At 64.7% G+C, this 22,763-nt stretch carries 23 protein-coding genes; 9 read left to right on the plus strand and 14 right to left on the minus strand.

Features of this window, described 5'->3' with window-relative positions; translation table 11 throughout:
- Nucleotides 1-44: 44 nt before the first annotated feature.
- The 4 genes from R4P57_RS17245 (at nt 45) to R4P57_RS17260 (ending at nt 5,594) form a co-directional block, all read left to right on the plus strand.
- Entirely contained in the window at nt 45-1,331 is a 1,287-nt protein-coding gene (locus tag R4P57_RS17245) for a glycosyltransferase family 2 protein (protein WP_317804032.1), read from the plus strand.
- A complete protein-coding gene (locus tag R4P57_RS17250; RefSeq protein ID WP_317804033.1) occupies nt 1,312-3,564 on the plus strand; it encodes a hypothetical protein in 2,253 nt (750 codons plus the stop codon). The genes R4P57_RS17245 and R4P57_RS17250 overlap by 20 nt, the downstream gene beginning before the upstream one ends.
- A 213-nt stretch (nt 3,565-3,777) precedes the next feature.
- Nucleotides 3,778-4,635 carry a glycosyltransferase family 2 protein gene (locus R4P57_RS17255; protein ID WP_094613278.1) on the plus strand — a complete coding sequence of 286 codons (858 nt, stop codon included), beginning with the start codon at nt 3,778-3,780 and terminating at the stop codon, nt 4,633-4,635.
- On the plus strand, nt 4,632-5,594 hold the full coding sequence (locus R4P57_RS17260; RefSeq protein ID WP_317804034.1) for a glycosyltransferase family 2 protein: 963 nt from the start codon (nt 4,632-4,634) through the stop codon (nt 5,592-5,594). Before R4P57_RS17255 ends, R4P57_RS17260 begins: the two co-directional genes overlap by 4 nt.
- A 27-nt stretch (nt 5,595-5,621) precedes the next feature.
- Here R4P57_RS17260 and R4P57_RS17265 read toward each other — a convergent pair whose 3' ends face one another.
- Together R4P57_RS17265 and R4P57_RS17270 are read right to left on the minus strand one after the other, a co-directional pair.
- Nucleotides 5,622-8,072, minus strand: a complete 2,451-nt coding sequence (locus tag R4P57_RS17265) for a glycoside hydrolase family 2 protein (RefSeq protein WP_317804035.1) — start codon at nt 8,070-8,072, stop codon at nt 5,622-5,624.
- On the minus strand, nt 8,069-9,073 hold the full coding sequence (locus tag R4P57_RS17270; protein WP_317804036.1) for a DUF1839 family protein: 1,005 nt from the start codon (nt 9,071-9,073) through the stop codon (nt 8,069-8,071). The genes R4P57_RS17265 and R4P57_RS17270 overlap by 4 nt, the downstream gene beginning before the upstream one ends.
- Before the next feature lie 358 nt (nt 9,074-9,431).
- On the opposite strand from R4P57_RS17270, the gene R4P57_RS17275 reads away from it, so the two are divergent.
- Nucleotides 9,432-10,370: an endonuclease/exonuclease/phosphatase family protein gene (locus R4P57_RS17275; protein ID WP_317804037.1), complete on the plus strand. Its 939-nt coding sequence runs from the start codon at nt 9,432-9,434 to the stop codon at nt 10,368-10,370.
- A gap of 22 nt (nt 10,371-10,392) precedes the next feature.
- Here R4P57_RS17275 and R4P57_RS17280 read toward each other — a convergent pair whose 3' ends face one another.
- Nucleotides 10,393-11,751 carry an Hsp70 family protein gene (locus R4P57_RS17280; protein WP_317804038.1) on the minus strand — a complete coding sequence of 453 codons (1,359 nt, stop codon included), beginning with the start codon at nt 11,749-11,751 and terminating at the stop codon, nt 10,393-10,395.
- Nucleotides 11,752-11,895: 144 nt separating this feature from the next.
- On the opposite strand from R4P57_RS17280, the gene R4P57_RS17285 reads away from it, so the two are divergent.
- Together R4P57_RS17285 and R4P57_RS17290 are read left to right on the plus strand one after the other, a co-directional pair.
- On the plus strand, nt 11,896-12,405 hold the full coding sequence (locus tag R4P57_RS17285) for a low molecular weight phosphatase family protein (protein WP_121872710.1): 510 nt from the start codon (nt 11,896-11,898) through the stop codon (nt 12,403-12,405).
- Between the two features lie 90 nt (nt 12,406-12,495).
- Complete coding sequence (locus R4P57_RS17290; RefSeq protein ID WP_317804039.1) at nt 12,496-12,879, plus strand: hypothetical protein; 384 nt, start codon at nt 12,496-12,498, stop codon at nt 12,877-12,879.
- A gap of 17 nt (nt 12,880-12,896) precedes the next feature.
- On the opposite strand, the gene R4P57_RS17295 is transcribed toward R4P57_RS17290, so the two are convergent.
- From R4P57_RS17295 to R4P57_RS17305, 3 genes are read right to left on the minus strand one after another with little or no spacing between them, the layout of a single operon-like run.
- Nucleotides 12,897-14,684: an ABC transporter ATP-binding protein gene (locus tag R4P57_RS17295; RefSeq protein ID WP_317804040.1), complete on the minus strand. Its 1,788-nt coding sequence runs from the start codon at nt 14,682-14,684 to the stop codon at nt 12,897-12,899.
- Between the two features lie 39 nt (nt 14,685-14,723).
- Nucleotides 14,724-15,179 carry an ATP-binding protein gene (locus R4P57_RS17300; RefSeq protein WP_317804041.1) on the minus strand — a complete coding sequence of 152 codons (456 nt, stop codon included), beginning with the start codon at nt 15,177-15,179 and terminating at the stop codon, nt 14,724-14,726.
- Between the two features lie 21 nt (nt 15,180-15,200).
- Entirely contained in the window at nt 15,201-15,536 is a 336-nt protein-coding gene (locus tag R4P57_RS17305; protein WP_411742389.1) for an STAS domain-containing protein, read from the minus strand.
- A gap of 125 nt (nt 15,537-15,661) precedes the next feature.
- On the opposite strand from R4P57_RS17305, the gene R4P57_RS17310 reads away from it, so the two are divergent.
- Both R4P57_RS17310 and R4P57_RS17315 read left to right on the plus strand, forming a co-directional pair.
- A complete protein-coding gene (locus R4P57_RS17310; protein WP_317804042.1) occupies nt 15,662-16,060 on the plus strand; it encodes a CrcB family protein in 399 nt (132 codons plus the stop codon).
- On the plus strand, nt 16,057-16,422 hold the full coding sequence (locus R4P57_RS17315) for a CrcB family protein (protein ID WP_317804043.1): 366 nt from the start codon (nt 16,057-16,059) through the stop codon (nt 16,420-16,422). Before R4P57_RS17310 ends, R4P57_RS17315 begins: the two co-directional genes overlap by 4 nt.
- A gap of 10 nt (nt 16,423-16,432) precedes the next feature.
- Here R4P57_RS17315 and R4P57_RS17320 read toward each other — a convergent pair whose 3' ends face one another.
- The 8 genes from R4P57_RS17320 to R4P57_RS17355 all read right to left on the minus strand — a co-directional run bounded on the left by R4P57_RS17320 (nt 16,433) and on the right by R4P57_RS17355 (nt 22,740).
- Entirely contained in the window at nt 16,433-17,008 is a 576-nt protein-coding gene (locus R4P57_RS17320; RefSeq protein WP_317804044.1) for a YdcF family protein, read from the minus strand.
- A 50-nt stretch (nt 17,009-17,058) separates the two neighbouring features.
- Nucleotides 17,059-17,265: a hypothetical protein gene (locus R4P57_RS17325; RefSeq protein ID WP_317804045.1), complete on the minus strand. Its 207-nt coding sequence runs from the start codon at nt 17,263-17,265 to the stop codon at nt 17,059-17,061.
- 76 nt (nt 17,266-17,341) lie between these two features.
- Nucleotides 17,342-18,079 carry a MerR family transcriptional regulator gene (locus R4P57_RS17330; protein ID WP_317804046.1) on the minus strand — a complete coding sequence of 246 codons (738 nt, stop codon included), beginning with the start codon at nt 18,077-18,079 and terminating at the stop codon, nt 17,342-17,344.
- A gap of 80 nt (nt 18,080-18,159) precedes the next feature.
- On the minus strand, nt 18,160-18,396 hold the full coding sequence (locus R4P57_RS17335; protein ID WP_317804047.1) for a hypothetical protein: 237 nt from the start codon (nt 18,394-18,396) through the stop codon (nt 18,160-18,162).
- Nucleotides 18,397-18,415: 19 nt separating this feature from the next.
- Nucleotides 18,416-19,939, minus strand: a complete 1,524-nt coding sequence (locus tag R4P57_RS17340; protein WP_317804048.1) for an NAD(P)/FAD-dependent oxidoreductase — start codon at nt 19,937-19,939, stop codon at nt 18,416-18,418.
- On the minus strand, nt 19,936-20,856 hold the full coding sequence (locus R4P57_RS17345; RefSeq protein WP_317804049.1) for a ferritin-like domain-containing protein: 921 nt from the start codon (nt 20,854-20,856) through the stop codon (nt 19,936-19,938). The genes R4P57_RS17340 and R4P57_RS17345 overlap by 4 nt, the downstream gene beginning before the upstream one ends.
- 1 nt (nt 20,857) lies before the next feature.
- Nucleotides 20,858-21,736 (minus strand): SDR family NAD(P)-dependent oxidoreductase, encoded by an 879-nt coding sequence (locus tag R4P57_RS17350; RefSeq protein WP_317804050.1) that lies wholly within the window; start codon nt 21,734-21,736, stop codon nt 20,858-20,860.
- On the minus strand, nt 21,733-22,740 hold the full coding sequence (locus tag R4P57_RS17355) for an alpha/beta hydrolase (RefSeq protein ID WP_317804051.1): 1,008 nt from the start codon (nt 22,738-22,740) through the stop codon (nt 21,733-21,735). Before R4P57_RS17355 ends, R4P57_RS17350 begins: the two co-directional genes overlap by 4 nt.
- Between the last annotated feature and the right edge of the window lie 23 nt (nt 22,741-22,763).

The raw sequence follows: 22,763 nt of genomic DNA on the forward strand, positions 1-22,763 counted from the left end.
GCGCTCTACCTGCCCGTACGTGTCACCCCGAAAGGACCCTCCCCGTGTTACCTCCCGCGCTCCCCAGACTCCAGTCTCCCGAATGGGACGGTGCCGTGTGGATCGGTGACATCGACCTGGAGCAGGATCTTCCGGAGTCTCTCGCCCTCGACGATTCCGACGGTTACCGCCGTGCCCGGCTGTTGATCCGACGCGGACTCGACCCACTCGGCTTCGTCGAGCTCGATGTCGTCGACGGCGCTGTCGCGGCAGAAGATGCGCGAAGGGCGGCGATGTCGCTCGCGCAGGTTTCGATGCCCGACGCTCTGCCCGACCCCGATCGAGCGCTGCCGCCGATCACCGTGGTGATCTGCACTCGCGACCGAGTCGACCATCTGAAGGGCGCGCTCGCGTCGGTGTCCGCTCTGGACTACCCCGACTTCGAGGTGGTCGTCGTCGACAATGCGTCCCCGACCGATGCCACCCAGCAGTACGTTCGTGGGCTGGGCGACCCCCGAGTTCGCGTCGTGTCCGAGCCGACGGCGGGCCTGTCGAGAGCCAGAAACACAGGGTTGCGGGCCGCGCGACACGACATCGTCGCCTTCACCGACGACGACGTCGCCGTCGACGCGAGGTGGTTGCGCAGCATCGCGCGCGGCTTCGGGCGGACCGATCGGGTCACGTGTGTGTCCGGCATCGTGCCGAGTGGGGAGATCCGAACTCAGGCGCAGGCCTACTTCGATCGCCGCGTCGGGTGGGCGAGTTCGGTGACGCCTCGGGTCTACGACCTGAAGAATCCTCCGGCCGATGTGCCGCTGTTTCCGTTCCAGGTCGGGATGTACGGAACCGGGGCCAATTTCGCGGTCGACCGCGGAAGGATGTTCGATCTGGGAGGATTCGACGAGGCGTTGGGAGTCGGCTCCCCGACCAACGGCGGCGAGGACCTCGACATGTTCTTCCGAGTACTGATGGCGGGCGACAAGCTGGTGTACGAGCCCGCGGCCATCGTGTGGCACCGGCACCGCGCCGATTCCGAGGCACTGGCAGTCCAGGCGCGCGGGTACGGACTCGGCCTCGGTGCCTGGCTGTACACCGTCGCCACGAACCGCAGATCTGCGACGCTGGCCGCCACGGTGGCCGTCCGCCGACTCGGCAGCGCAATTCGGCTGTCGGCCAAGATGAGCAAGGTCGCGTCGCCTCCCGACGATCTTGCTGCCGATCTGCCCGATGGCATCGGCCGGATGGAATTGCTGTCCATCGCCAAGGGCCCCGCGGCCATCAGGCGCAGCAGGCGCGAAGGTCGCGAGCGCACTCCTCTGGCGGGGGTGAGCCGTGAGCCGGTCCTCGACTGATTCCGGATTCAGGTCCATCGCGGACCTGCGGCACAAGCTGTTCGTCCCGTCCGACTGGACCGTCGACTGGCCCGTGAGCACCACCGACTCCGCTGCAGGCACGCGGCGGCGCGCGGGTAGCCGATTGCGCTACTCCGACATCAGTGTTCTCGCCGCATTGTCCGGCCTGGCCTCGATGATCGCGCTGCCGACGCTGGTTCGCGTCGCACTTCTCACGGTTCTGCTGTTCTTCGGACCTGGCGCCGCGATCCTGTCGTGGGTGCGCATCCCGCGCACCGCGGTTCCTGCTGCCCTGCCGATTCTGAGTATCTCGGTGGTGACACTGATGGTGTCGGTGGCGATGTGGGGATACCGCTGGTCACCCCGGATGTGGACGTTATGGCTGTGTCTGGCTCTGATCGGCTCGTCGGTGCTCTGGTACCGCAAGCACGGCCGTCCCGACCTGCCGGTGTGGATCTCGCGGGCACGTGAGGTCGTCGCTCCGTCGTCGCGAACGTCCGCCCTCGCATCGCTGAAATTCGTCCTGACCGACCGCGAGACGCTGCGACGCAACGTTGCCGGCCTGATTCTGGCGTTGGCGTTCTTTCTGTGGCTGCCGCTGTTGCCGGGTCTCGAGCGCGCGACGTACTCGCAGTTCGGACTGTTGACCGCCGGAACCGGCCCGGGACTGGTGCTGTGCATGGTTCTGATCATGGCGGCGTTCCTGATCGCGTTGCGGCGTCACCAGCTGCGCACCATGCTGGTCGCCATCGGCCTGGCCATCGTGGTGCAGCGATTCACCGTCACCCTCGTCACCTCCGCTCCGATCTACGACTGGACGTACAAGCACGTCGCCGTCACCGAGTTCGTACTCGATCTGAACCGGCTGGCTCCGAGCGGCGTCGACATCTACAGCGAGTGGCCCAGCTTCTTCCTCGTCTCGGCCTGGTTTCAGCACGTCACCGGATACGACACGCTGTCTCTGGCGCACGTGTTCGCGCCGATGATCCACGTGGTGCTCGCTGCGGCCGTCTACGGGCTGGCGCGGGTCATGAAGTTCGACAAACGTGCGGCGATCACGGCGGCGATGCTCGCCGAGGTCATCAACTGGGTAGGCCAGGACTACTACTCACCGCAGGCGTGGGCAGTACTGCTCGCCGTGGGCTTCCTGGCGCTGTTGATGTCCTCTTCGCTCACCCGGTCCGCGGCGTACGTGTCGATCATTCCGTTCGCGGCACTGGTCCCCACGCACCAGCTGACGCCGTACTGGCTGATGGCCGTCACCGGTGTCCTGCTGGTGACGCGACGAGCCAAGCCGTGGTGGTTGATGATTCCGCTCGGCATCATCTTGCTGGGATATCTGTATCCACGACTGCCGATCGTGGCACCGTACGGACTCTTCCAGGGGTTCGACCCCGTGCAGAACGCCGCGAGCAACGTCGAGGAGGAGGGCGTGCTCGGCAAACAGATCACGTCCCTGGTCTGCCGCGCACTGTCCGGCGGGGTATTCGTGCTGGCGTTCGTCTCGGCGATCTACGCCTGGCGCACCAAGAAGACGTTCTGGGCTCCGATGGTCATGGCGTTCGGCTCGATCATGCTGCTCGCAGGCCAGAGCTACGGCGGTGAGGCGATCTTCCGGGTGTACCTGTACGCGATCCCCGGCTGCGTGCTGTTGATCACGCCGTTGTTCCTGGCACTGTTCGACAGGAAGCCGTCCCAGGATCGGCCGTCCCGGGCCCGCAGGCTCACCACCGCGACCTCGGTTGCGGTCGCTACGGCCGGAGCCATCGGCTGTGCCGTGATGGGCTTGCAGAGCTACTTCGGCCTGTGGCCGATCGTGCTCGAGCATCGCGAACAGATCGACGACGCCCGAGCAGTGGCCATGCAATCGCCATCCGGCACCGCGATCACGATGCTGTACTCCTCGGGCTACCCGGCCCGGTCGACGTCGGAGTACGGACGACTGACCGAGGCCAACGAGTACTGGGACGTCCCGCTCTACGCGCTGGGCCCCGAGTACATGGCAGGTTTCCCGACGGCCGAGAAGCTCGTCGAGATCGACTACAACGCGTCGGTCAGCGACACACCTACGTACATGGTCCTCACCCGTCAGTCGCTCGAGGCGATGCAGTACTACGGGTTCGTAGCCGACGATGCGGTCGCCCGTTTCCGGCAGTGGCTCGCGACCACCTCGGCGTGGTCGGTGCGTTATCAGGACACCAACACGATCGTCTACCAGTACCGATCTCGTTGATCGCGTCACAAACTATGACGTGAATCTCCAAACAATCTCCCAGTTGGTTTGTTTATGGCTTGACAAACTCGTAGCTTCTTTTAAGCTTGGTTTCAGTCAAAGGAAACAGGTTCTTACCGTTCGGAACGAACATAAGGACTCTGTCTGTGGATGCGGCGGGGGTCGATTCACGGAGTTCGGAGACATCTGCCCATCGCACTCGACCCATGTGGAATGGATATGTTGAATCGTCAGAATCCCCGCGTCAGTGTCGTCATCCCGACGCTCAACGAGGCCGCGAACCTTCGTCACGTCCTCCCCCTGCTCTCGCACGACTACGAGCTCGTGCTGGTCGACGGTGGATCCGTCGACGGCACCATCGACGCGGCTCGCGAGATCCGCGGCGATATTCGCATCATCAAGCAGACCCGCAAGGGCAAGGGCAACGCGCTCGCCTGCGGGTTCGAGGCCGCTACCGGCGACATCATCGTCATGTTCGACGCCGATGGCTCCGCCGATGCCGCCGAGATCCCGCGCTTCGTCGACGCCTTGATCGCCGGTGCCGACTTCGCCAAGGGCAGCCGCTTCTGCGAGGGTGGCGGAAGCCACGACATCACGCCCCTGCGCCGCGCCGGCAACGGTGGCCTTCACCTCGTGGCCAACACGCTCTTCGGAACTCGCTTCTCGGATCTCTGCTACGGCTACAACGCCTTCTGGCGCGATCTGGTGCCGGTCCTGGACCTGCCCGTCGTCGATCAGCCGGGTGCCGAGGGCATGATGCTCTGGGGCGACGGTTTCGAGATCGAGACCATCATCAACTGCCGCTTCGCCGAGGCCTCTGTGCGCATCGAAGAGGTGCCGAGCGTCGAGCTGGCCCGCATATACGGCCAGAGCAATCTGCGCACCTTCTCCGACGGCTTCCGGGTGCTGCGCACCCTGATGACCGAGCGCATGCGTGCCCGCAGGATCAAGCGCAAGTCGATCGTTCGCCCGTTGCGAGAGTCGATCGACGCCCGTACCGACATGGACCTCGAGTTCGAGGCTCTGGAGTCGTACAACGAGGTTCTCGAACTCCGCGAGAAGACGGCGTGAGCCTGCCGACTTCCTCGGTAGTCATCTGCGCGTACACGTTGGCTCGGTGGTCCGAACTCCGGGCCGCCGTGTCGGCCGTCCTCGATCAGGATGTGCCTGCCGACGAGCTGATCATCGTCATCGATCACAATGCGCAACTGGCCGAACGTGCACGCGAGGAGTTCTCGCCGCTGCACCGGACCGTGAACGTGGTGGAGAACAACCACCCTCGCGGCCTCTCCGGAGCGCGCAACACTTCACTCGATCTTGCGACCGGTGAGATCGTCGTCTTCTTGGACGACGACGCCTCACCGCGCACCACAGAATGGCTCGGAGCCATTCTGTCCCATTACTCGGACGATGCCGTGTACGCCGTTGGGGGCTCTGCATACCCGGTATGGCCGGACAAGCGTCCGGCCTTCTTACCGGCCGAGGTAGTGGGTGAACCCGGCGAACTCGATTGGGTCGTCGGGTGCACCTACCGCGGGCAGCCAACGGAAACCGCTCAGGTCCGCAATCTCATGGGCGCGAACATGTCGTTTCGCCGTGAGCCCGTCGTCGCACTCGGCGGATTCGTCTCCGGCATCGGCCGGATCGGACGTGTCCCCCTCGGCTGCGAGGAGACGGAGCTGTGCATCCGCCTGCGCCAGACGCATCCGGACGCGCAGATCGTGTTCGATCCTTCGATCGTCGTCGATCACACGGTCAGTGCAGACCGCACTCGTCCGCGCTACCTCATCACGCGCAGCTACGCCGAGGGCGTGTCCAAGGCCGCCATCGCCCGGTTGATCGGGGCCGAGGACGCACTGTCCTCGGAGCGGGCCTATACCGCCAAGATCTTGCCTCGTGCGGTCGGCCGGGAGACCAGCGCCGCTGCGCGTGGCAATCCGGTGCGCGCCTGGGGTGCGATGGCCGTGGTGGCAAGTGTCGGTGCAGCCGGAATCGGCTATGCCCGAGGGAAACTCAGCACGATCCGCTAGCGGCACGTGCACGAAACTTCGTACCCATTATGAGTTCGGTCCATGACCCAAGCCGCTCACGACCTTCGGTGCCACCGAGGCCCGCTCCACCGAGTTCAGCGCGCGCACATGTCCGCGCGGTGCACTCGCGCCACGACTGACGAGAGTCAGCGTACGAGGTTCGTTCGGTGCCAAGTGGAACCACGAGTCGGACACCTCGAAGCCGTCGATGTCGACGCAGACGTACTGCGCCGGCCAGTCGGACCGGACAGTCAGTTCCCATGTTCCAGAGGTCATTTCGACAACATCAGCGACCAATCCCACCGTGTTCTGACGGCTCTGCGCGCCGACGAGCGTGGTGGTTCGCGTCACCTCCACTCCGCTGTCGTCCAGGAAAAGGACCGTGACGGCGGCGTAGGTTCGACTGCCGAAGCGGTAGGCATGGTTGATGTCGGTGAAGGTGCCGACGATGGAATCCACCGTCAGTGCGATGGACCCATTCGCCGGGGCGTTCACCGTGCGATCGAACTCGTGACTGCCGCGAGAGGCGTGCAACACCACTCGGACACTGCCCGAGCGTGCCGGGCCGTCGTTGATCAATTCCACCGAATAGCCGTCGAGTCTGTTGTCGGACAACAGCAGTGCCACCGGAGCGCTTGCCCTCGCCAACGCGTAGAAGGGCGCCTTGGGCACACCGGCGGTGTCGACGATGCCCCAGCCTGCGCCGGGCACGATGTCTCGTAACGTCAGCACGAGGGCTCCGGCGCACCCCGAGGATGCTCGACGCCAGTGGGCGAACGCTTCGGTGAACGCTTCGACGATCGCCGCCCTACCGTAATCGAGGTACAGCTCTGCGTCGTCCCGCCGGATCAGGTGTGGATCGACGCCGAAGATAGTGCGTACGTAGTGATCTCGCACGTCCTCGAAGTCCCAGGACGAGCCGCGGTCCCGTGGGACGGCGGCCTTCCAGTCCGGGTGGTGACCGGCGACGGCCGCGGACCCGAAGAATTTCTCCACCTGCGCCCGTTCCGGGGGAACTGCGAAGGCCAGGCATTCTGCCGCGAAACGCACGCCGGCAGTGCGGATATCGGACAGTGGTCGGAGGTAGCCGCCCACCCCGAAGTAGTGCGCGATGCCGTCGCCCACGTGTGTGTGCAGTTCACCGCTCACACTGGACGGGCTCGATGTCACGTATGCGACTCCGGGTACACGATCGGCGAGAAAATCGGGTACGACGCTGTCCAGCATCACCATTCGTTGATCATCGGCTGCGAGCCCCAACATCGTGGGTTGCTGCTGAGTCTCGCTTCCGCCACTGACGACCACCAGGGCAGGGTTGGCCGAGACGGTGTCGGCGAACGCGTCGAGCTCGCGGGTGACCGCCGCGGTGTACGTGTCGTCGGTGGGCGGGTCGATGGTGCCGAACATGACGTCCTGCCACACCATGATGCCCAGTTCTGCGCACAGGGACCAGAATTCGGGCTGCTCGTACACCAGGGTGCCGACGACGCGCACCATGTTCAGGCCCGCCGATCGGAGCTGCTCGAGCGCCGCCCGCAGATCGGGCTCCGGCGACCACAACCGCACCGGGTCCAGCGGGGTCCACGTTCCTCCGCGGCAGAAGACGGTCTCGCCGTTGACCGTCAGTACTGCGCCGCCGGCCGTACGGTCCAGATCGACCGTGCGAAACCCGACGACGCCCATGGGATGCACGGTGCCGTCCACCTCGAGCGCGACGCGATACGTTCGCGGTCGGCCGTGTGTGTGGGGCCACCAGAGTTCGACGTCGGGCAGCGTCACCGACCGGTCGATGCGCTCGACGGTTCCGAGCTCGACTGTGTGAACTCCAGACACGTTGTCGTCGATGATGATTCGAGCCACCCCTGGAGCACCCAGGTCGGCGCGCAGTGCGACGATGCCGTCCGTGCCCGATACCGCCGTCGACAGGTCGACGCGACGAACGTCGGGGATCACCGTCATCGACACCGGACGCCACGGTCCGACGGGTACCGGAAGGGGCCCGTACACGGGTGCGCGACCGAGCATCGTCGCCCGCTCGTGTCGCAGCCCTTGGGCGGCGATCAGCGACGATCGCCACCGACCGCGGGGGCGTCGAGACTTCAGATGCGCTGCAAGCGATTCGATGTGGACGGCGATGGTGACGGTGTCACCACAGTCCGTCAGATCGAGAGTCTCGGGAACGAACATCGACGTCACGGTTCTGCGATGGACGCCATCGATCCAGATCTGGGCACGGGTCGCGATGCCCCCGAATCTCACTCGCACCCGACGATGTCCACCGGTGGAGACGTCGGCGACGAACCACCAGTCGTGATCGTCCGGATTCACTGCGAGCGAGTCTCCGAGCGCGGCGGCAACCGTGCCCGGCACCACCGCATCGACCCAGTCGCGATCTTCTCGTAGGTCGGCGGGGTCGAGCACGGTACCGGCGTCGGTTCGGGTCAGCCGCCACCGAGCGCCGTCGAGCAGATCGATCACGTGCCCAATGCACCTGCAACGATGTCCATGGCTACTGTCCAGTTCTTGCTCATCTCGTTCAGCGGCTCGTCGAGCACCACATCCCGGCCACGTGCTGCGCGCGCCATCCGGAACTGAACGGCCTTGGCACCGGAGGCGGCGGCGAGGAAGTGCGGAGCTGCCACGGCGGCACCCGTCACGCCTCTGCCTTCGAGGTAGTGCACGTAGTTCGCGGCGAGTTCTGCCGTCGCACCGAATTGCCGGAGCAGGCCGAACGACCACAGGTGGAAGGCGTCGGGTCCCGCGGTCTGCACCAGCGGGATGTCGGCGATGATACGTCGGGCCAGCGCATCGACCGGGTTGCCCGGAGCGCGGCGTGCCAGGTGTGCGCGAGCGACATCGAGGTCACGGTCACCGAAACCGGCGTCGAGAACTGTGGAGTCCACTTTGATCTGCTCTACGTACGGCAGCAACACCTCGGCGTGCGGTTCGGGGGCGAGATTGAAGATCCCGTCGAAATCGGCCCCGGTGAGCTCGAAGTAGCCGCGATTGTGGAAGTACCCCATCACCTTGCCGTCGCGATCGACGAGGTTCGGCACGATGGTGGTCTTGGTGTGCTGGTTGCGATAGCTGGTCCCCGCGGTATCGGGCAGCCAGAAACCGTCCACCTCCACGGTGACGTGGATGCCGTCTTCCAGTCCTTCGACGACGTGCTCGAGCACAGGACGCCACACGTTCATCTCGGCGACGCCGATGCCGTACAAGGTGCGCAGGTCCTCGGGCGCGATCTTCACGAAGTCCCACTGTCGCCCGTCACATCCGGCGCTCAACACGAAGGCGAGAGCAGGCGTGGGATCTGCACCGAGCGAGTGCAGAACTTCGATCCACAGGTCGACATAACAGTTGGTTTCGGTCCAGATGCGGTCGTGATTGTGTATCAGGTGTGGTCGGTAGCTGATGGGGTCGAGTTCGAGGACTCGTAGGCTCGTACCGAGCCTGTCCAGCACTGCATCGTTCGACATGTAGCCTCTCCTACCGGATCGAATGTCGGACGGTCCCCGAGCCGCATTTGTCCGTATTGCCTGTATCCAGGCCCCTAATCCTAACGAATCGGTTTGTTCTTCGCACTCGATCGGACGGTAGGATTGTTTTTGCCCGGACGAATTACTTCCAGGGCCACAATCTCGACAACAGCGATACCTGCCCCTGATAACGGGGGCAATCACAGAGCGAGCAGTCGGTTCCGCGCCGGTAATGCTGGTGCGCAGCTTGTTCGTGATGGCACTTGCATAATGGCTCTGAGCTGGGCACATACCGAGTGTAGACAACACCTGACACATCCATGCCCAACTCGGGCACGCAATAGGAGGCACGAGCGCGATGCGCCGATTCGCATCCAGCGCAGCGCTGGTCATTGGCTGGGCTCTGCTCGCAGCCGCATTCGGAATGTTCCTCGTTCGCCAGATAGGTGTGACTGAGATCACGTTTGTTGCGTTCGTGGTCGGGGCTCCGTACCTCGGCGTTGCCTCGATGATCGCAGTGCTCCTGTTCGCCGCAGCACGCTCGCGCATCGGATCGGCCGTCGCAGTACTGGTCACCGTCGCCGTCGCCGGCGTTCAGGTGCCGATGTTCCTCGCCGACGGCCCCGACAACACCGGCCCGGAACTGTCGGTCCTGACGATCAACGTCGCGCACGGCGACGCGGACGCCGCGTCCATCGTCGACGCGGTGCGCACCAACGACGTCGACATTCTCGCGGTCCAGGAACTGACTCCGGAGGAAGTGACCGATCTACAGGCCGCGGGCATCGACGACCTGCTGCCGTTCTCCTTCACCGCGGCACTCCCGGTGGCCGATGGCACCGGGCTGTGGAGCCGCACCCCGCTGACCGACGGCACCCGCCTCGACAACTTCGGATTCGTACCGGTCCAGGCGAAAACCACCGTCGACGGGCAGGATCTGACCGTCGTCTCGTTCCACGCGATGTCGCCGGCCACGCCGCGTCACACCACCGAGTGGGACGCCGACCTGGCCCGGATGCGGTCGATCATGAAGACCTACCAGGGCACCGTGCTCGTCGCGGGCGATTTCAACGCCACCAACGACCACCGGCAGTTCCGCACAGTGGTGTCGTCCCCGTTCTCCGACGCGGCAGACGGGGCCGGCGCGGGCCTGTTCCGGACGTTCCCGTCGGAGCGTCCGCTCGCGCGCTTGGACCATGTGGTGACAAGTGAGAACGTCCGCGCCCGGTCGGTCGAGCCCTTGGCAATCCCGGACAGCGATCACCTGGCGGTTCTCGCGGAGTTGCAGCTGCCCTGAACGGGACGGCCGCAAACGCCGGCTAGAAGCGTGGCAACTCGATCACCGGTGGCGCGGGCAGCTGAATCTGCGGCAGCTGAATCTGCGGCAGGCCGGGGATCAGCGGGGGCGGGGCTGGCGCAGGCGCGGGAACAACGGGCGGCACGTATTCCGGCTCGGAGTAGGTGCGAGCCGGGGCCTGAGCGGCCTCGGTGGTCGGCGCCGCGGTGGTGGTCGGCGGCGCGGTGGTGGGCGGCGCGCTCGTCCTCGGCGTCGTGGGCTCTGCGGTGGCAGGTGCGCTCGTCTCGGCCGGTGCACTCGTCGGTTCCGTGGAGCTGCCGCCGTATCCGAGGGACAACCCGAGTGCAGCGACGGCAACGAGGCCACCTGCCACGAGCACCGCGCCGCGCACCTTGCGCTTGGAGTCCACCGGCTTGTCTCCCGCGGGTTCGGGACTCAACCAGTCCGGAGCCCCGGTCAACGATGCGGGATCGGACGGAGACTGCCCAACGCCCGGCTGCGGGCTCGGTTGACGCGGTGCATCGGCCACCGGAGTCGCGAGCAGCGCCGCGCCGCGTGCGGCCACCGATTCCGGGTTCGCCGGGGTTACGACGGGGAGGCCGATCCACGCACCGAGAATCGATTCCACCAGCGGAATGCGGGCCCCACCGCCGATGAGGAAGAGAGCGTCGACGTGCTTGGGTGAACGACCGATCACGTCACGCACCAACCGCGCCGAGTACTCGATCGGAACGGTCACCAGAGACTCGAACGCCTCGCGCGAGATCAGGATCACGCCGCCGTCACCGGGCAGGCACACCGCGCCGCTGGTCGACAGCTGCTCCTTGGCCACGCGGCACCGCGCGGTGAACTCGCTCAGTTCCTGGTTGTCGGCAATGTCGACGCCCTGCTTGGCCAGCTGATTGTCCGAGATGAGCCGATCGAAGTCGTCGCCGCTGATGTCGATGGTGCGCTCGGCGAGCAGAACCTGCCCGGTACCGCGGTCGATCACGCTGATCGTCAATCCGGAGCTGCCGAGATCGTAGAGAGCGATGGTGCCGAAATGTCCCAACTCGCCCGATGCCTCGAGATACTGCAACGCTGCTCGCGCCTCGGGAACCAGTCGGTAGTTGTAGAGCCGCTGACTGGCCATCGCCTGCTGAATCTCGCCGAACTGCTGCTGGTCCCGATATGCGACGCCTGTCGCTTGCACCGGTCCGCCGTCGCCCGGCTGCGAGAGCACGACGCCGATCGATTCGGCGGCCAATTCCTCCGCGCGGTCCCAGTAGGCGTCGACGGTGTCGTGGTGGAAATCGAGGCGACCCGAATCCTGAGGGCGCGCGTCGGGACGAGCCATGCGCACTGCACTGGCCCCAACCGACACACCGAGAACTTCGGTCATTACCCGCCTTCGGTCGACTCCCCCGTGAACACACGCCGAGACTCTTTTGTCACGAACGAGTCTCGATCCCCCTGCCAATGGCTCACTGTAGCGCGTCCCGCGGTGCACAGTGCAGCACCCGACCACAGCACTAGAGTTGCGGCCATGCGCGTTCTGTTCGTCTGCACCGGGAACATCTGCCGATCGCCCACAGCCGAGCGACTTGCGGCCGCATTCGCGCGAGAGGGTGGCTTCGAGCTGACCGCGAGCAGCGCCGGAACGCAGGGCTTGACCGGACACGCCATGGATCCGACGGCTGCGACGGTGCTGACGCAGCTCGGCGGTGACCCGGACGGTTTCGTTGCTCGACGCCTCACGCCTGCGATCGCTGCCGACGCCGACCTAGTTCTGACGATGACGGCGGCACATCGCGACGCCGTCCTGGCACTTGCACCGCGGCAGATGCGTCGCACCTTCACGCTGCTCGAGGCGGCCGGTCTCGCCGCCGCGTCGGGCGCGCACTCCATTGCGACCCTGGCCGACGCACGCGCGGTGCACCGCGTCGACACACTCGACATCGGCGATCCATATCGGCGCGATCACTCGGTGTACGAGCAGGCCGGGGAGTTGATCGCGGAGACGCTCCCCCATGTTCTGCGGTTGTCGACGCAGTGAACGTCGATCTCTCACCGCGCCGCTCGCTGAGGTAACGTTCTCGCATCATTGCCGACCATCCGGGTCCGGCCACGGCGTTAGGGTCTGTGCATGCGCGACAAGGTCATCGCGTCGGCAGCAGTGGCGAGCGCCGGACTGGCAGTGGCAGTGGGCTTGACCATCGGCGCTCTCGGTGGCGCGTTCGACGACACGAGCCAGACCGTTCGTCCGCCCGCTCTGCAGTCGGACAGCCTGAGTTCGGTCGAGACGACGCCGAGCTCGACGATCGTCATCGTCCCGCCGTCGCCCACCTGGCAGGTCGCAGTACCCACCACCGCTCGCCCCACGACGACAACTCCGGATCGGCCCGAGACCACGACGCGAAGTCCGCGCCGAACCCCGTCCTCGGACCGGACGACCACCACCACCACCTCCGCGGACGATTCGGACAGCGAAAGCAGCACCACGGAACCCGAATCCGACTCCGGGCCCTAGGTGCCGGCCGGGTGGTGTCAGCCGGGCTTCGTCAGCGCCGTGTTGTCACCGATTCGCAACGCGGCCACCAGTTCTCGGTAGAGCGAGTCGGTGTTCATGAGCTCCTCGTGCGTGCCCCTGGCGCGGACCACTCCGTCCTCCATCACGAGAATCGTGTCGGCGTCGAGCACGGTGGACAACCTGTGCGCGATGGTCACGACGGCGGAGTCGGTCGCGATCGATCGAATCACCTCGTGGATTGCCGCCTCGGTGCGGCCGTCGACCTGAGCGGTTGCCTCGTCGAGCAGAAGAATTTCCGGACGACGAACGATGGCCCTGGCCAACGCAATTCGTTGACGCTGTCCACCGGAGACGGTCGATCCGATCAGGTCGGTGTCCAGTCCTTCGTCCAGCGCGCGGATCGCCGAGTCCAGATGCACCGACTCGAGCGCCGCCCAGATGTCGGCTTCGCTGGCCTCGGGATGGCTGAACAGTAGATTCTCGCGGATCGAGCCGGGAAGCACCGGCGTCTCCTGCTCCACGTAGGACAACCGGGCTCGAACCTCGTCGATGGTCAGCTCGTCGTACGGGGTTCCGCCGAGCCTGATCTCGCCGGCCTCGGGCGTCAGGAAGCGCAGGATCAACGAGAAGACGCTGGTCTTGCCCGCTCCCGACGGTCCGACGATCGCGGTGTGTCCACGCGCAGGCACCTCGAGGTCCATACTGCGCACGGCCGGCTCCCTACCCGGTGCGTACCGGGCTGTGACGCTGCGGAATTCGAGAGCCGGAGCGGGCGCTTCGGTCTTCTCCGACCGCGTGGAACCCGTCTCACCCTTTTCGGTGACCAGGTCGTCGATCTGGCGAATACGGGCAGCCGCGGCCATTCCGGCCTGCAGTGCGGTGATGTTCGTGGCCAGTGTGGACACCGGGCCCATCACCTGGAATGCGTACAGCAGAAACGCGATCAGGCTGGACACGGCCAATGCCCCGGTACTGACGCGATAGCCGCCGAGACCGAGGATTCCGATGATCGCCAACTGCACTCCGCCTCCGGCGAAGGTCCATGCCAACGCGGAGATCTTGACCGCCCTGACGCTGTGCTGGGCGGAGATTCGCGCCTCGGAGATGACTCGCTCCGATTCGCGGGCCTCGGCCCTGCTGGACTTGACGGTACGAATCGCCCGCAGAGTGCCGTCGAGAATTCCGCCGAGGCGGCCGACCGCTTCCTGGGATTGCCGCTGCGCGACGGCGATCGGCGGCATCAGGCGCGCGAACAACACCGCGATCGCAATGATGGCCGAGGCGATCGCGCCGAGCAGTACCAGATCGAGTACGGCCATGAGAATCAGTGCGCCGACGAGGCCGACCACACTGTTGACTATGGCCACCAACGCATTCGACGTGGCCTCGCGCAGCAGAACGGTGTCGGAGGTGACCCGGGTGACGAGTTCTCCGGTGGGCCGAGTGCCCAGACTGCCCACCGTGGCACCGAAGTACTTGCGCACGATGGATTTACGGGCGTCCAGGACCACGCGTTCGGCCAGGACCCCCAACACGATCCATTGCAGATACAGAACCAGCGAACCCACCACGAGCAGACCTACCAGGATCAGCACCGGCTGAATCAGGGATGCGTCGGTGCCGAGGCCGTCGAGCACTCCTTTGGCCACCATCGGCGTCGCCAGAGCTGCTCCGGTGCCGATCAGACCGAGTGTCAGGCCCAGCGAAAGGGTCCGACGGTGCGGCCGGACGAACTGCCACAGCACACGCAGATTCGGGACTGTTATCTTCTTCTTCTCTGCTGTAGCGATCTGCACGTCGACCATGGCACCAGTGTGCCGGACATGGAGCTCAGGACGGTTGCTCTAGATCGCGTCCCAGATCATGTGCACGGTCGTACCGTTCTGGTCCGAGGTGACGGCGGCACTGTCGGCCAGCGCCCGCATGAGCGGCACACCTCGCCCGCGGTTGGGATCGGAGTTGTGCGATGCCCAGTCCCCGCGATCGGTCACCTTCACTTCTATTCGCCCCCCCGCCGCACACGAGACCCGAATGTCGAGTGTTCCGCGATCGGTGTGGTCTCGATACGCGTGCTCGACACTGTTCGCTATCGCCTCGTACGTGGCCAACACCACGTCGTACGCACGATCGGGGTCGACACCCACATTGCCCAACCAGTCACCGAGCTCACGACGAAGCTCCGACGCTCGATCCGCATCGGCAGGTTCGCCGGTGAACAGCAGTTCTTCCATTCGCGCACCTGCCGTCGAGATCGAACTGTCGGTACGTGAGTCGTCACCTCCGAAGAGAGTCGCCATCATGAATCCCGTCTACCCAAAAGTTCAGGATCTACCCTTACGAAGTGCAACGAATGCTTCGTCGACCGTTGCATAGATTCCGAACACCTCGTCCAAACCGACGAGAGTGAGTGGACGGCCGGTGGCCGGACCATCCGCGACCACCGCAAACCCGGCGTCGCCGCCGAGTTGCTGATGCGTCGACGCCAACAGAGACATGCCGGCGGAGGCGAGAAATCCCACATCACTGAGGTCGATCACCACAGCCGTCGGCGATTTCTCGAGCACGAGAGCAACCGACTCGGACAGATCAGGAGCAGTCACCAGATCCAGTTCACCGGACACCGCCAGAACCACGTCCTGATCACGCCATTCCACAATCACATCGAAGTGCTGGGGCCCGAGGCCCGTGTCGTCCACAGTCACACGCCGACTTTACCCCGGCCCACCCTGGCCGACCTTCTTCCACTCGGCCGAGTTGCTCGACTCCCACTAGGCTCGCTTCGGTGATCGAGGGACTGCAGCAAGCGGACCGTTGTCGTTCGGTCGGCGAATATGTCGCGGTCACGGTCGGCGGCGCTGTCGGTGCGGCGTTGAGGTACGAGGTATGGACATGGCGGGCGTCGCCCAGGTGGCTGCTGATGAGCACGTTCGGCGTCAACGTGTTCGGATGTCTCGTCGTCGGTGCCGCGTTGGGGTATCTGTGGGGCCGACCGGCTCCGGTTGCCCGTGCAGGAGTGTTCGGGCTGGCGTGCGGCTTCACCACGTTCAGCCTGTACGCGTTCCAGGCCGTGACGCATCGCGGTGCATGGAATTCGGTGGTGTATCTGGTGGGAACGCCGATAATCGCGTTGATTGCCATGGCACTCGGCGCGGCGATCACCAAACCGAGCAGCGCTCGATGACGACCATGCTCCTGGTGGCCGCCGGAGGCGGGCTCGCTGCGCTCGGGCAGTTCGTGTTCTCGCATGCGATCAGGTCTCGGCGACGGGTGTCCGCGCTCAATCTGGTGGCGTGTGCGGCGTTGGGATTGGTGTTCGCTCTGGATCCACCGGACCGGTTTCGTTCGCTCGTTGCCATCGGATTTCTGGCCTCGGTGGCTCCGATGGCCACGGTGGTGCTGGCTACGCTTCGGCTCACTCGGAACCTGCAGTATCGCAGCGCTGCAACGTTCTTCGCTGCGAATATGGTGGGCGGTGTCGCCGCGGTGATGTTCGGATTCCTGGCGTGGAAGTCCGGCATCACGCTCTATCACAAGATTCTCTGACTCGGATCCGTCAGTCGCTCGTCGAGTCCTCGCACGACCCCTGCACGCCGGCTTTGACGAACCCAGCAATTTGGTAGAGATACGTGAACTCCCACTCGACGAGGGAGAAATCGTAGGCGCGTGGCGTCGGACGCATGGTGACGGTGCCGTCGAAGCACTGGTCGAATATGTAGCGGGCGCGAGGTAGGTGGTAGCGCCACGTGACGACGATGACGTGGTTCCACCCGCGTTCGCGGGCGAGTTCCTGGGTGAAGATCGCCTCTCCGCGTGTGGTCGACGGCACCGGCGGAATGCACAGCACCTCGAACTTCTCCGAGGATGTGGCGCACGCCTTCTTCATCGTCGAGTCACCGGACCCGTAGGGATCGGAGAGCACCACCGTCTTCGCCAGACCCTGCTCGGCGAGCGAGATTCCGTAGGCCTCGCGGCCGTCGTGTTCGCCGCCCAGTACGACGATGGCGTCGGCCGTGGTCAGCGGATCGACGCGAGCCTTGGTGAACGCGACGTAGCCGCCGACACCGATCGCAGACACCAGGACAACAGGGATCGCGAAGGCGAGAAACAGCAGCAACCGTCTGCGGAACACCTCACCAGGTTAGGGAAGGTGCACCGCGGGCGCGCGATCAGCGACTCAGATCACTCGCTCGGCTGAGGCACGGTGACGTTGCAGTCGGTGACCTCGGGGTTGATGCCGAAGTAGTTGAGCGGTCCTGCGACGACGGTGAGGGCGATGGTGCCCGCGCCTGCGCAATTCTCGGGTGCGCTCTCGAAGTCTCCACGCTGGTACGACGCGAATGCGCCGACTATCAGCCAGACGAGAAGGATCAATGTCACGAATCTCATGGTGCCCCCTTAGGCGGTCAGCCGCCGTTCGGCTGTCGGGAGGCAGGTATGTCCGATTGTCGCAGTCTTCAAACCGCTACTGGTCGTTCTGCCTGGCCAGTGTCTGCGACAGGTAGTCACCCAGCGCCTGTTCCTGGACGCGATCGAGGGCGCGGGCCAGCTCTGCTTGCGCAGATTTCATCGCCAGGCTGCGCATCTTCTCGAACATCTCGGTGGTCTCGGCAACCTCCCCCGACTTGGGGAGCCAACCCGGACCGTGCTGCGCGACCAAGTGGTCGGTCACGCTCCCCACCATCGACTCGGCGATGGCATTCATCTTCGACGCGGTCTGCTCGTGCTGGTCGAGCAACTGGTCCAATGTGAAGCCGTACTGGCTCAGATCGACGAACACCTCGAGAAGAGTGGGGTCGAGGATCTCGGCCTGATCCCCGTCGATCCTGATCAGTTTCGCCTCGATCAGTCGGGCAACGATGTCGTCGTTGTCCTCACCGAGAAACTGCGCAATCAATTCGACGGGAATGACCGTGGTCTCGGCCGACGACCACTTGCGAGTCACGATTTCCTGCAGGCCCAGGATTTCTTCCAGGTCCTTGCCCTGCTCCCAGCCCGAGAGGAAATCCGCGATGTGCGCCGAGGTGAAACCCCGCTGGAGCAGCGAGTCGATCACCTTCAACCGAGTCAGGTGATCGTCACCGTAGATACCGACTCGGCCTCGGAGCGTGGGCGGCGGAAGGAGGCCTCGTTCTTGGTACGCCCGCACGTTGCGAGTGGTCGTCCTGGCCTCTCGGGCCAAGTCGTCGATTCGATATTCCACCGAGCTCCCTACCTCCGCCGCGCGTCGACCCACAGGATATACGTCGACCACGCGGCGGAAGGGGGAGCCGGTTTTGAACCTCATCGCGACGGAAGTGTGCTCTCGTGCAATGCGTTCACTTGGTCGGCGATGGCATCCACCTTGTCGAGCGCACCCAGCTTGGCGTCGAGCAAGGTGAGAACTTCCTGCACTTTCGCCAAGGTTGCCGCCACCTCGTCGAGAGTTCCATCGACGCGGCCGAGCACGTCGTCGACGTTGCCGAGTGCCTTGTCCGCCCGTCCGATCAGGTCGGCCGGGTTCTTGGGCAGAAATCCCATATTTGCTTCTTTCTCGAGTTCAGGAGTGGGCGACGGCCCGTAGAGGTTCCCGCGGCCGTTCGACGCGGCGCGGGACCATCCTGAAATCGCCCTGCTCGACGACTCTGAGCTGGTTGACGTACTGGGTCGCGAAACCGGGGAACATGGTGGCATTGAAGCCGTCTTCGGTGAGATACCAACTGCTGCAACCCGAATTCCAGGTCGTCTTGGCCAGCTTGCGCTGCATCTCCTCGTTGTACGCATCCTGAACGTCCTGGCGCACATCCGCGCTGTGCAGATTGCCGTCGAGAACCAGGGAGATCGCCTCGACGAGGTAGTCGATCTGGGCCTCCATGTACACCAGTGCAGAGCTGTGCCCTGGCCCGGAGTTCGGGCCGAAGGTGAAGTACATGTTCGGATAGCCCGACACAGCAATACTCTTGTACGCCTTGGCCCCTGCGCTCCACTCATCGGCCAGCACACGACCGTCGCGCCCGGTGATCGGTATGGGCGTCCCGGTGTTGGAGACGTCGAATCCGGTGGCGAACACGATGGCATCGAACTGGTGCTCGACGCCTTCCACGGTCCGAATCCCCTTGGGCGAGAGCGTTGCGATCGGCCAGGTCACCAGCGTGCAGTTCGGTTTCTGCAATGCCGGGTAGTACTCGCTGGTCATCAGCAGTCGCTTGCAGCCGGCCCGGAATCGGGGTGTCAGCTGACGCCGCAGCCATGGATCGCGAACCTGACGCCGCAGATGTGCGCGTCCGACCAGTTCGACGATTCGGGTCAACGGGGTCTTCCAGACGACACCGAGTGCGACGGACTCGTGGCCCCAGAACCACAGCGAACGCGCCAGGGTCTGAGTCTGCGGGTACCGCGCGTATCGACGCTTGGTGCCGCCCTGTGTCTTTCGGTTCATTCTCGGCAGCGTCCAACCCGGCGTGCGCTGGAACACCTTGACCGTATCGGCAACTTTCACCAGTTCCGGAACAATTTGCACCGCACTCGCCCCGGTTCCGACCACGGCTACCTTCTTACCCTCGAAGTCGTAGTCGTGATCCCACCGAGCACTGTGGATCTTGTGCCCCTCGTAGGTGTCGATGCCCCGAATGTTCGGCAGGCTGGCATTGGCGAGCGGCCCCGACGCCATCACCACCGTGCGCGCCCGAACATCGGCGCGCCCGTCGATGCTCAGGTGCCAATGCCCGGATGCCTCGTTCCAGATGATGTCGACGACATTGTGCCCGAATCGAATACGCGACTCGATATCGAACTCATCCACCATCGTGTGGATGTAGTCGAGAATCTCACCGCTACCGGAGTAGGTGTGCGACCAGTTCGGATTGGGCGCAAAACTGTACGAGTACAACCGCGACGGGATGTCGCAGGCCGCGCCCGGGTAGGTGTTGTCGCGCCAGGTTCCGCCGACGGCGCTACCGCGTTCGAGGATGACGAAGTTCTCGATACCTTTGTTGCGCAATCGGATAGCAGCACCGATTCCGGCGAACCCCGCACCGACGATCACCGCATCGAGCACGTCTTCGCGCACATCGAACTCGCTCATGCGACAGGCTCGTAGGTCAGTTCCTTGGCCCAGGTCGGCTCGGAATTGAGCGTCTTGGCCGGGTACCGGCCAGTCAATTTCACCAGTCCGTCCGCAAGGCGATGGTAGGGATGCTTGCGATTGATCACGATGCTGCCGTGCCACTGCACGATTCGATACATCGGCACGCGCAGCGCAACGGGATTACGCTGACCGACACTCTTGAACCGCTTCATCGCCGTGTACAGGCGCTCCTCGTCGACGCCCATTTCGACGATGTTGTCGCGCATCTTGTTCAGCAGCGGGATGTACCGCAACGTGCCGACGATGAGGGCCGGGTTCATCCATGCACCGACGGTGTCGACCAGAATCTTGCGCATCCGCGAATGCCCGAGCAGCTCGATCACTGCGAAATCGACTGCCAGATGGCGTGATTCGTCGGAGTTGATCTTCTTGAACACGGCCTGACATACCGGGTCGTCGATCTCGTCCATGATGAACTTGACCAAGGCACCGTCCAACGCGACCTCGAGCATGGGAATCACGGTTCCCAGCACGGCCAGAGACAGCCCGTCCGAGTGCTTGTCGAGCCAGTCGATGACGAGCTTGACGTTGATGTTGGGCTCGGGCATCTCGTCACCGTCGAGCATGCCCCAACGCCGCATGAGAGCGAGCTCGGCATTGGCGTGCTTCTGTTCTTCGGCGTGGAAGTAGCGATAGATCTCGGCCAGCGTCTCGTTCGGAGCCTTGAGCGCCATCGCCGCGAATCCTCGCGCCCCCACGTTCTCGATCCACATCAGATCGGACATGAAGGGCTTGAGCTTGGCGTGCAGTTCCGGGCTGATGGTGTCGGCCCCCGGCCCGTCCCAGTCGATATCGGCCAGCGCCCACTGACGGTCCTTGATCTTGGTCAACATGTCTTCGAAATCCATTGCCATGTCAGGCTCCTGTGGTTGTCGAGGTAAGGGATTGGTTCTTCGCCGGCTCCTGCTCGGCGGGCAACACGCGATTGAGCAGCCCGAGGAAGCGCACGTACACCGCGGGCAGCAGTCTCTTGAATCGCCAGACGGCCTTGGCGTCGAACTGGGGAACGACGTAGAGCCGACCCCTGTCGAAAGCATCGAGGGTTCGGGCAGCGATCTTGTCCGGCGAGCGTCCGGTCCAGCGCATCGCGAACTCGGCCAGCCGTGACGAAGTCGCGGTGATCCGGCCGTCGACGGCCACGTTGGTCTTGACGAACGTGGGGCACAGAACCGATACGCGCACACCGGTGCCCGACAATTCCGCCGCCATCGTTTCCGACAGCGACATCACTGCGGCCTTACCGACGTTGTAGGGACCCATCAACGGCGCAGCGGCAAAGCCTGCGGCGGAGGCGACGTTGATGATTCCGCCCTCACCGGCTGCCCGAAGCGCAGGCGTGAACACCTCGCAGCCGTGGATCACGCCCCACAGGTTGATCCCCAGAGCCCAGTTCCAGTCCTCGAAACCGATGTCTCCGACAGGCTTTCCGCCGATGCCGACGCCTGCGTTGTTGATGAGCACCGTGGTCGGTCCGTCGAATTCGATGCCGGCACGAAGCGCCAGTTCCTCGACGTTCTCGCGTACCGACACATCGCACTCGACGGCGTATCCGATGCCGCCGAGGGCGTTCACCATCGCTACCGTCTCCTGCGCGCGCGGCAACGAGATATCGGCGCACATGACGGCTCCTCCACGACGAGCCAGTTCGAGGGCGAAGGCTCGGCCGATGCCGCTGCCTGCGCCGGTCACTACCGCTCTCGACCCGTACGAGGGTTTTCCGGTCTTGCTTCTCATCGACCTACCTGTTCCTTCGAATCATGTTGCACTACTTGGTTGTCGAGTGCGTGGGCGATGAACTCGGCTGCATGCTCGAGCGCGTGAGCGGCCTCGGGGATCAGCCGCGGGAGAGCTTGGAACACGTGCATCTGATCGGGCCAGATCTCGAGTTCGCTTCGTCCGCCTGCCGCCTCGATCATCGCGTGCAGGTGCCGCGCATCGCCTCGCAGCATCTCGGTTCCGCCCACCTGGATCAGCGTGGGTGGCAGATCGCGCATGCGGGCGAGATCGAGCCGTAACCGCGGGAGGCTCGAGTCGTGACCGTCCGTGTAGAGCGCCACGAGTCCTCGCGCTCCCTTCGCCGAGATCATCGGATCCTTGCGAGTGCGCTCCATCCGCGCCGAGAGCTCGAAGTCGAGATCCACCAGCGGCGAGAACAACACCATCGCGCCGGGCTGCGGCGTTCCGGTCCGGTCGTTCTCGATGAGCAGGTCGGCGGCGAGGTGGCCACCGGCGGAGTCCCCGGCGATGACGATGTTCGCTGCGTCGTACCCCTGGCCGAGTAGCCAGCGGTAGGCGGCTTCGAGGTCGTCGGCGGCGGCGGGAAACGGGTGTTCCGGGGCCAGCCGGTAGTCGACCGTGAACACGGGCAGGCCGGTCGAGCTGGACAGTCGCGCGGTCAGGCCACGATGTGTCCGTGCCGAGCAGATGACGTACGCACTGCCGTGGATGTAGAGAATCACGCGTGGCCCCGGTGCCACGCCGGGTGCTCGTACCCATTCCCCGCGCACCGGGCCGTCGGCAACGAGGTCCACTCTCGTTCCCTGCGGAACGGGACCGAAGAGGTTCATCGAGGTGGCGACGAGGCGTCGGGAGAACTCTATGCCACCGCGGGACGTCGGAAGCAGGTTCGTGATCGGACGCAGAGTCAGCCGAGTCATCAAGGCAGCCAGCCGAGTTCGCCGGGAACCCGCCGCGAAGGCACCGCGAGGCAGGTAGTTGTGGTTGGTGGTCGAAGTCACCTCGTCACCTTCGCCCGCTATTC

This window comes from Rhodococcus sp. IEGM 1330, assembly GCF_033142445.1.
In the GTDB taxonomy this organism is placed as follows: Bacteria; Actinomycetota; Actinomycetes; order Mycobacteriales; family Mycobacteriaceae; genus Rhodococcoides.

What these genes read in the sequence shown, in the direction of transcription:
- R4P57_RS17340 (WP_317804048.1), bottom strand. Translation starts at nt 19,939, where the DNA reads ATGAGCGAGTTCGATGTGCGCGAAGACGTGCTCGATGCGGTGATCGTC.
- R4P57_RS17345 (WP_317804049.1), bottom strand. Translation starts at nt 20,856, where the DNA reads ATGGCAATGGATTTCGAAGACATGTTGACCAAGATCAAGGACCGTCAG.
- R4P57_RS17300 (WP_317804041.1), bottom strand. Translation starts at nt 15,179, where the DNA reads ATGATGGCGACTCTCTTCGGAGGTGACGACTCACGTACCGACAGTTCG.
- R4P57_RS17270 (WP_317804036.1), bottom strand. Translation starts at nt 9,073, where the DNA reads ATGTCGAACGATGCAGTGCTGGACAGGCTCGGTACGAGCCTACGAGTC.
- R4P57_RS17325 (WP_317804045.1), bottom strand. Translation starts at nt 17,265, where the DNA reads ATGAGATTCGTGACATTGATCCTTCTCGTCTGGCTGATAGTCGGCGCA.
- R4P57_RS17290 (WP_317804039.1), top strand. Translation starts at nt 12,496, where the DNA reads ATGCGCGACAAGGTCATCGCGTCGGCAGCAGTGGCGAGCGCCGGACTG.
- R4P57_RS17335 (WP_317804047.1), bottom strand. Translation starts at nt 18,396, where the DNA reads ATGGGATTTCTGCCCAAGAACCCGGCCGACCTGATCGGACGGGCGGAC.
- R4P57_RS17315 (WP_317804043.1), top strand. Translation starts at nt 16,057, where the DNA reads ATGACGACCATGCTCCTGGTGGCCGCCGGAGGCGGGCTCGCTGCGCTC.
- R4P57_RS17275 (WP_317804037.1), top strand. Translation starts at nt 9,432, where the DNA reads ATGCGCCGATTCGCATCCAGCGCAGCGCTGGTCATTGGCTGGGCTCTG.
- R4P57_RS17295 (WP_317804040.1), bottom strand. Translation starts at nt 14,684, where the DNA reads ATGGTCGACGTGCAGATCGCTACAGCAGAGAAGAAGAAGATAACAGTC.
- R4P57_RS17350 (WP_317804050.1), bottom strand. Translation starts at nt 21,736, where the DNA reads ATGAGAAGCAAGACCGGAAAACCCTCGTACGGGTCGAGAGCGGTAGTG.
- R4P57_RS17280 (WP_317804038.1), bottom strand. Translation starts at nt 11,751, where the DNA reads ATGACCGAAGTTCTCGGTGTGTCGGTTGGGGCCAGTGCAGTGCGCATG.
- R4P57_RS17255 (WP_094613278.1), top strand. Translation starts at nt 3,778, where the DNA reads ATGGATATGTTGAATCGTCAGAATCCCCGCGTCAGTGTCGTCATCCCG.
- R4P57_RS17285 (WP_121872710.1), top strand. Translation starts at nt 11,896, where the DNA reads ATGCGCGTTCTGTTCGTCTGCACCGGGAACATCTGCCGATCGCCCACA.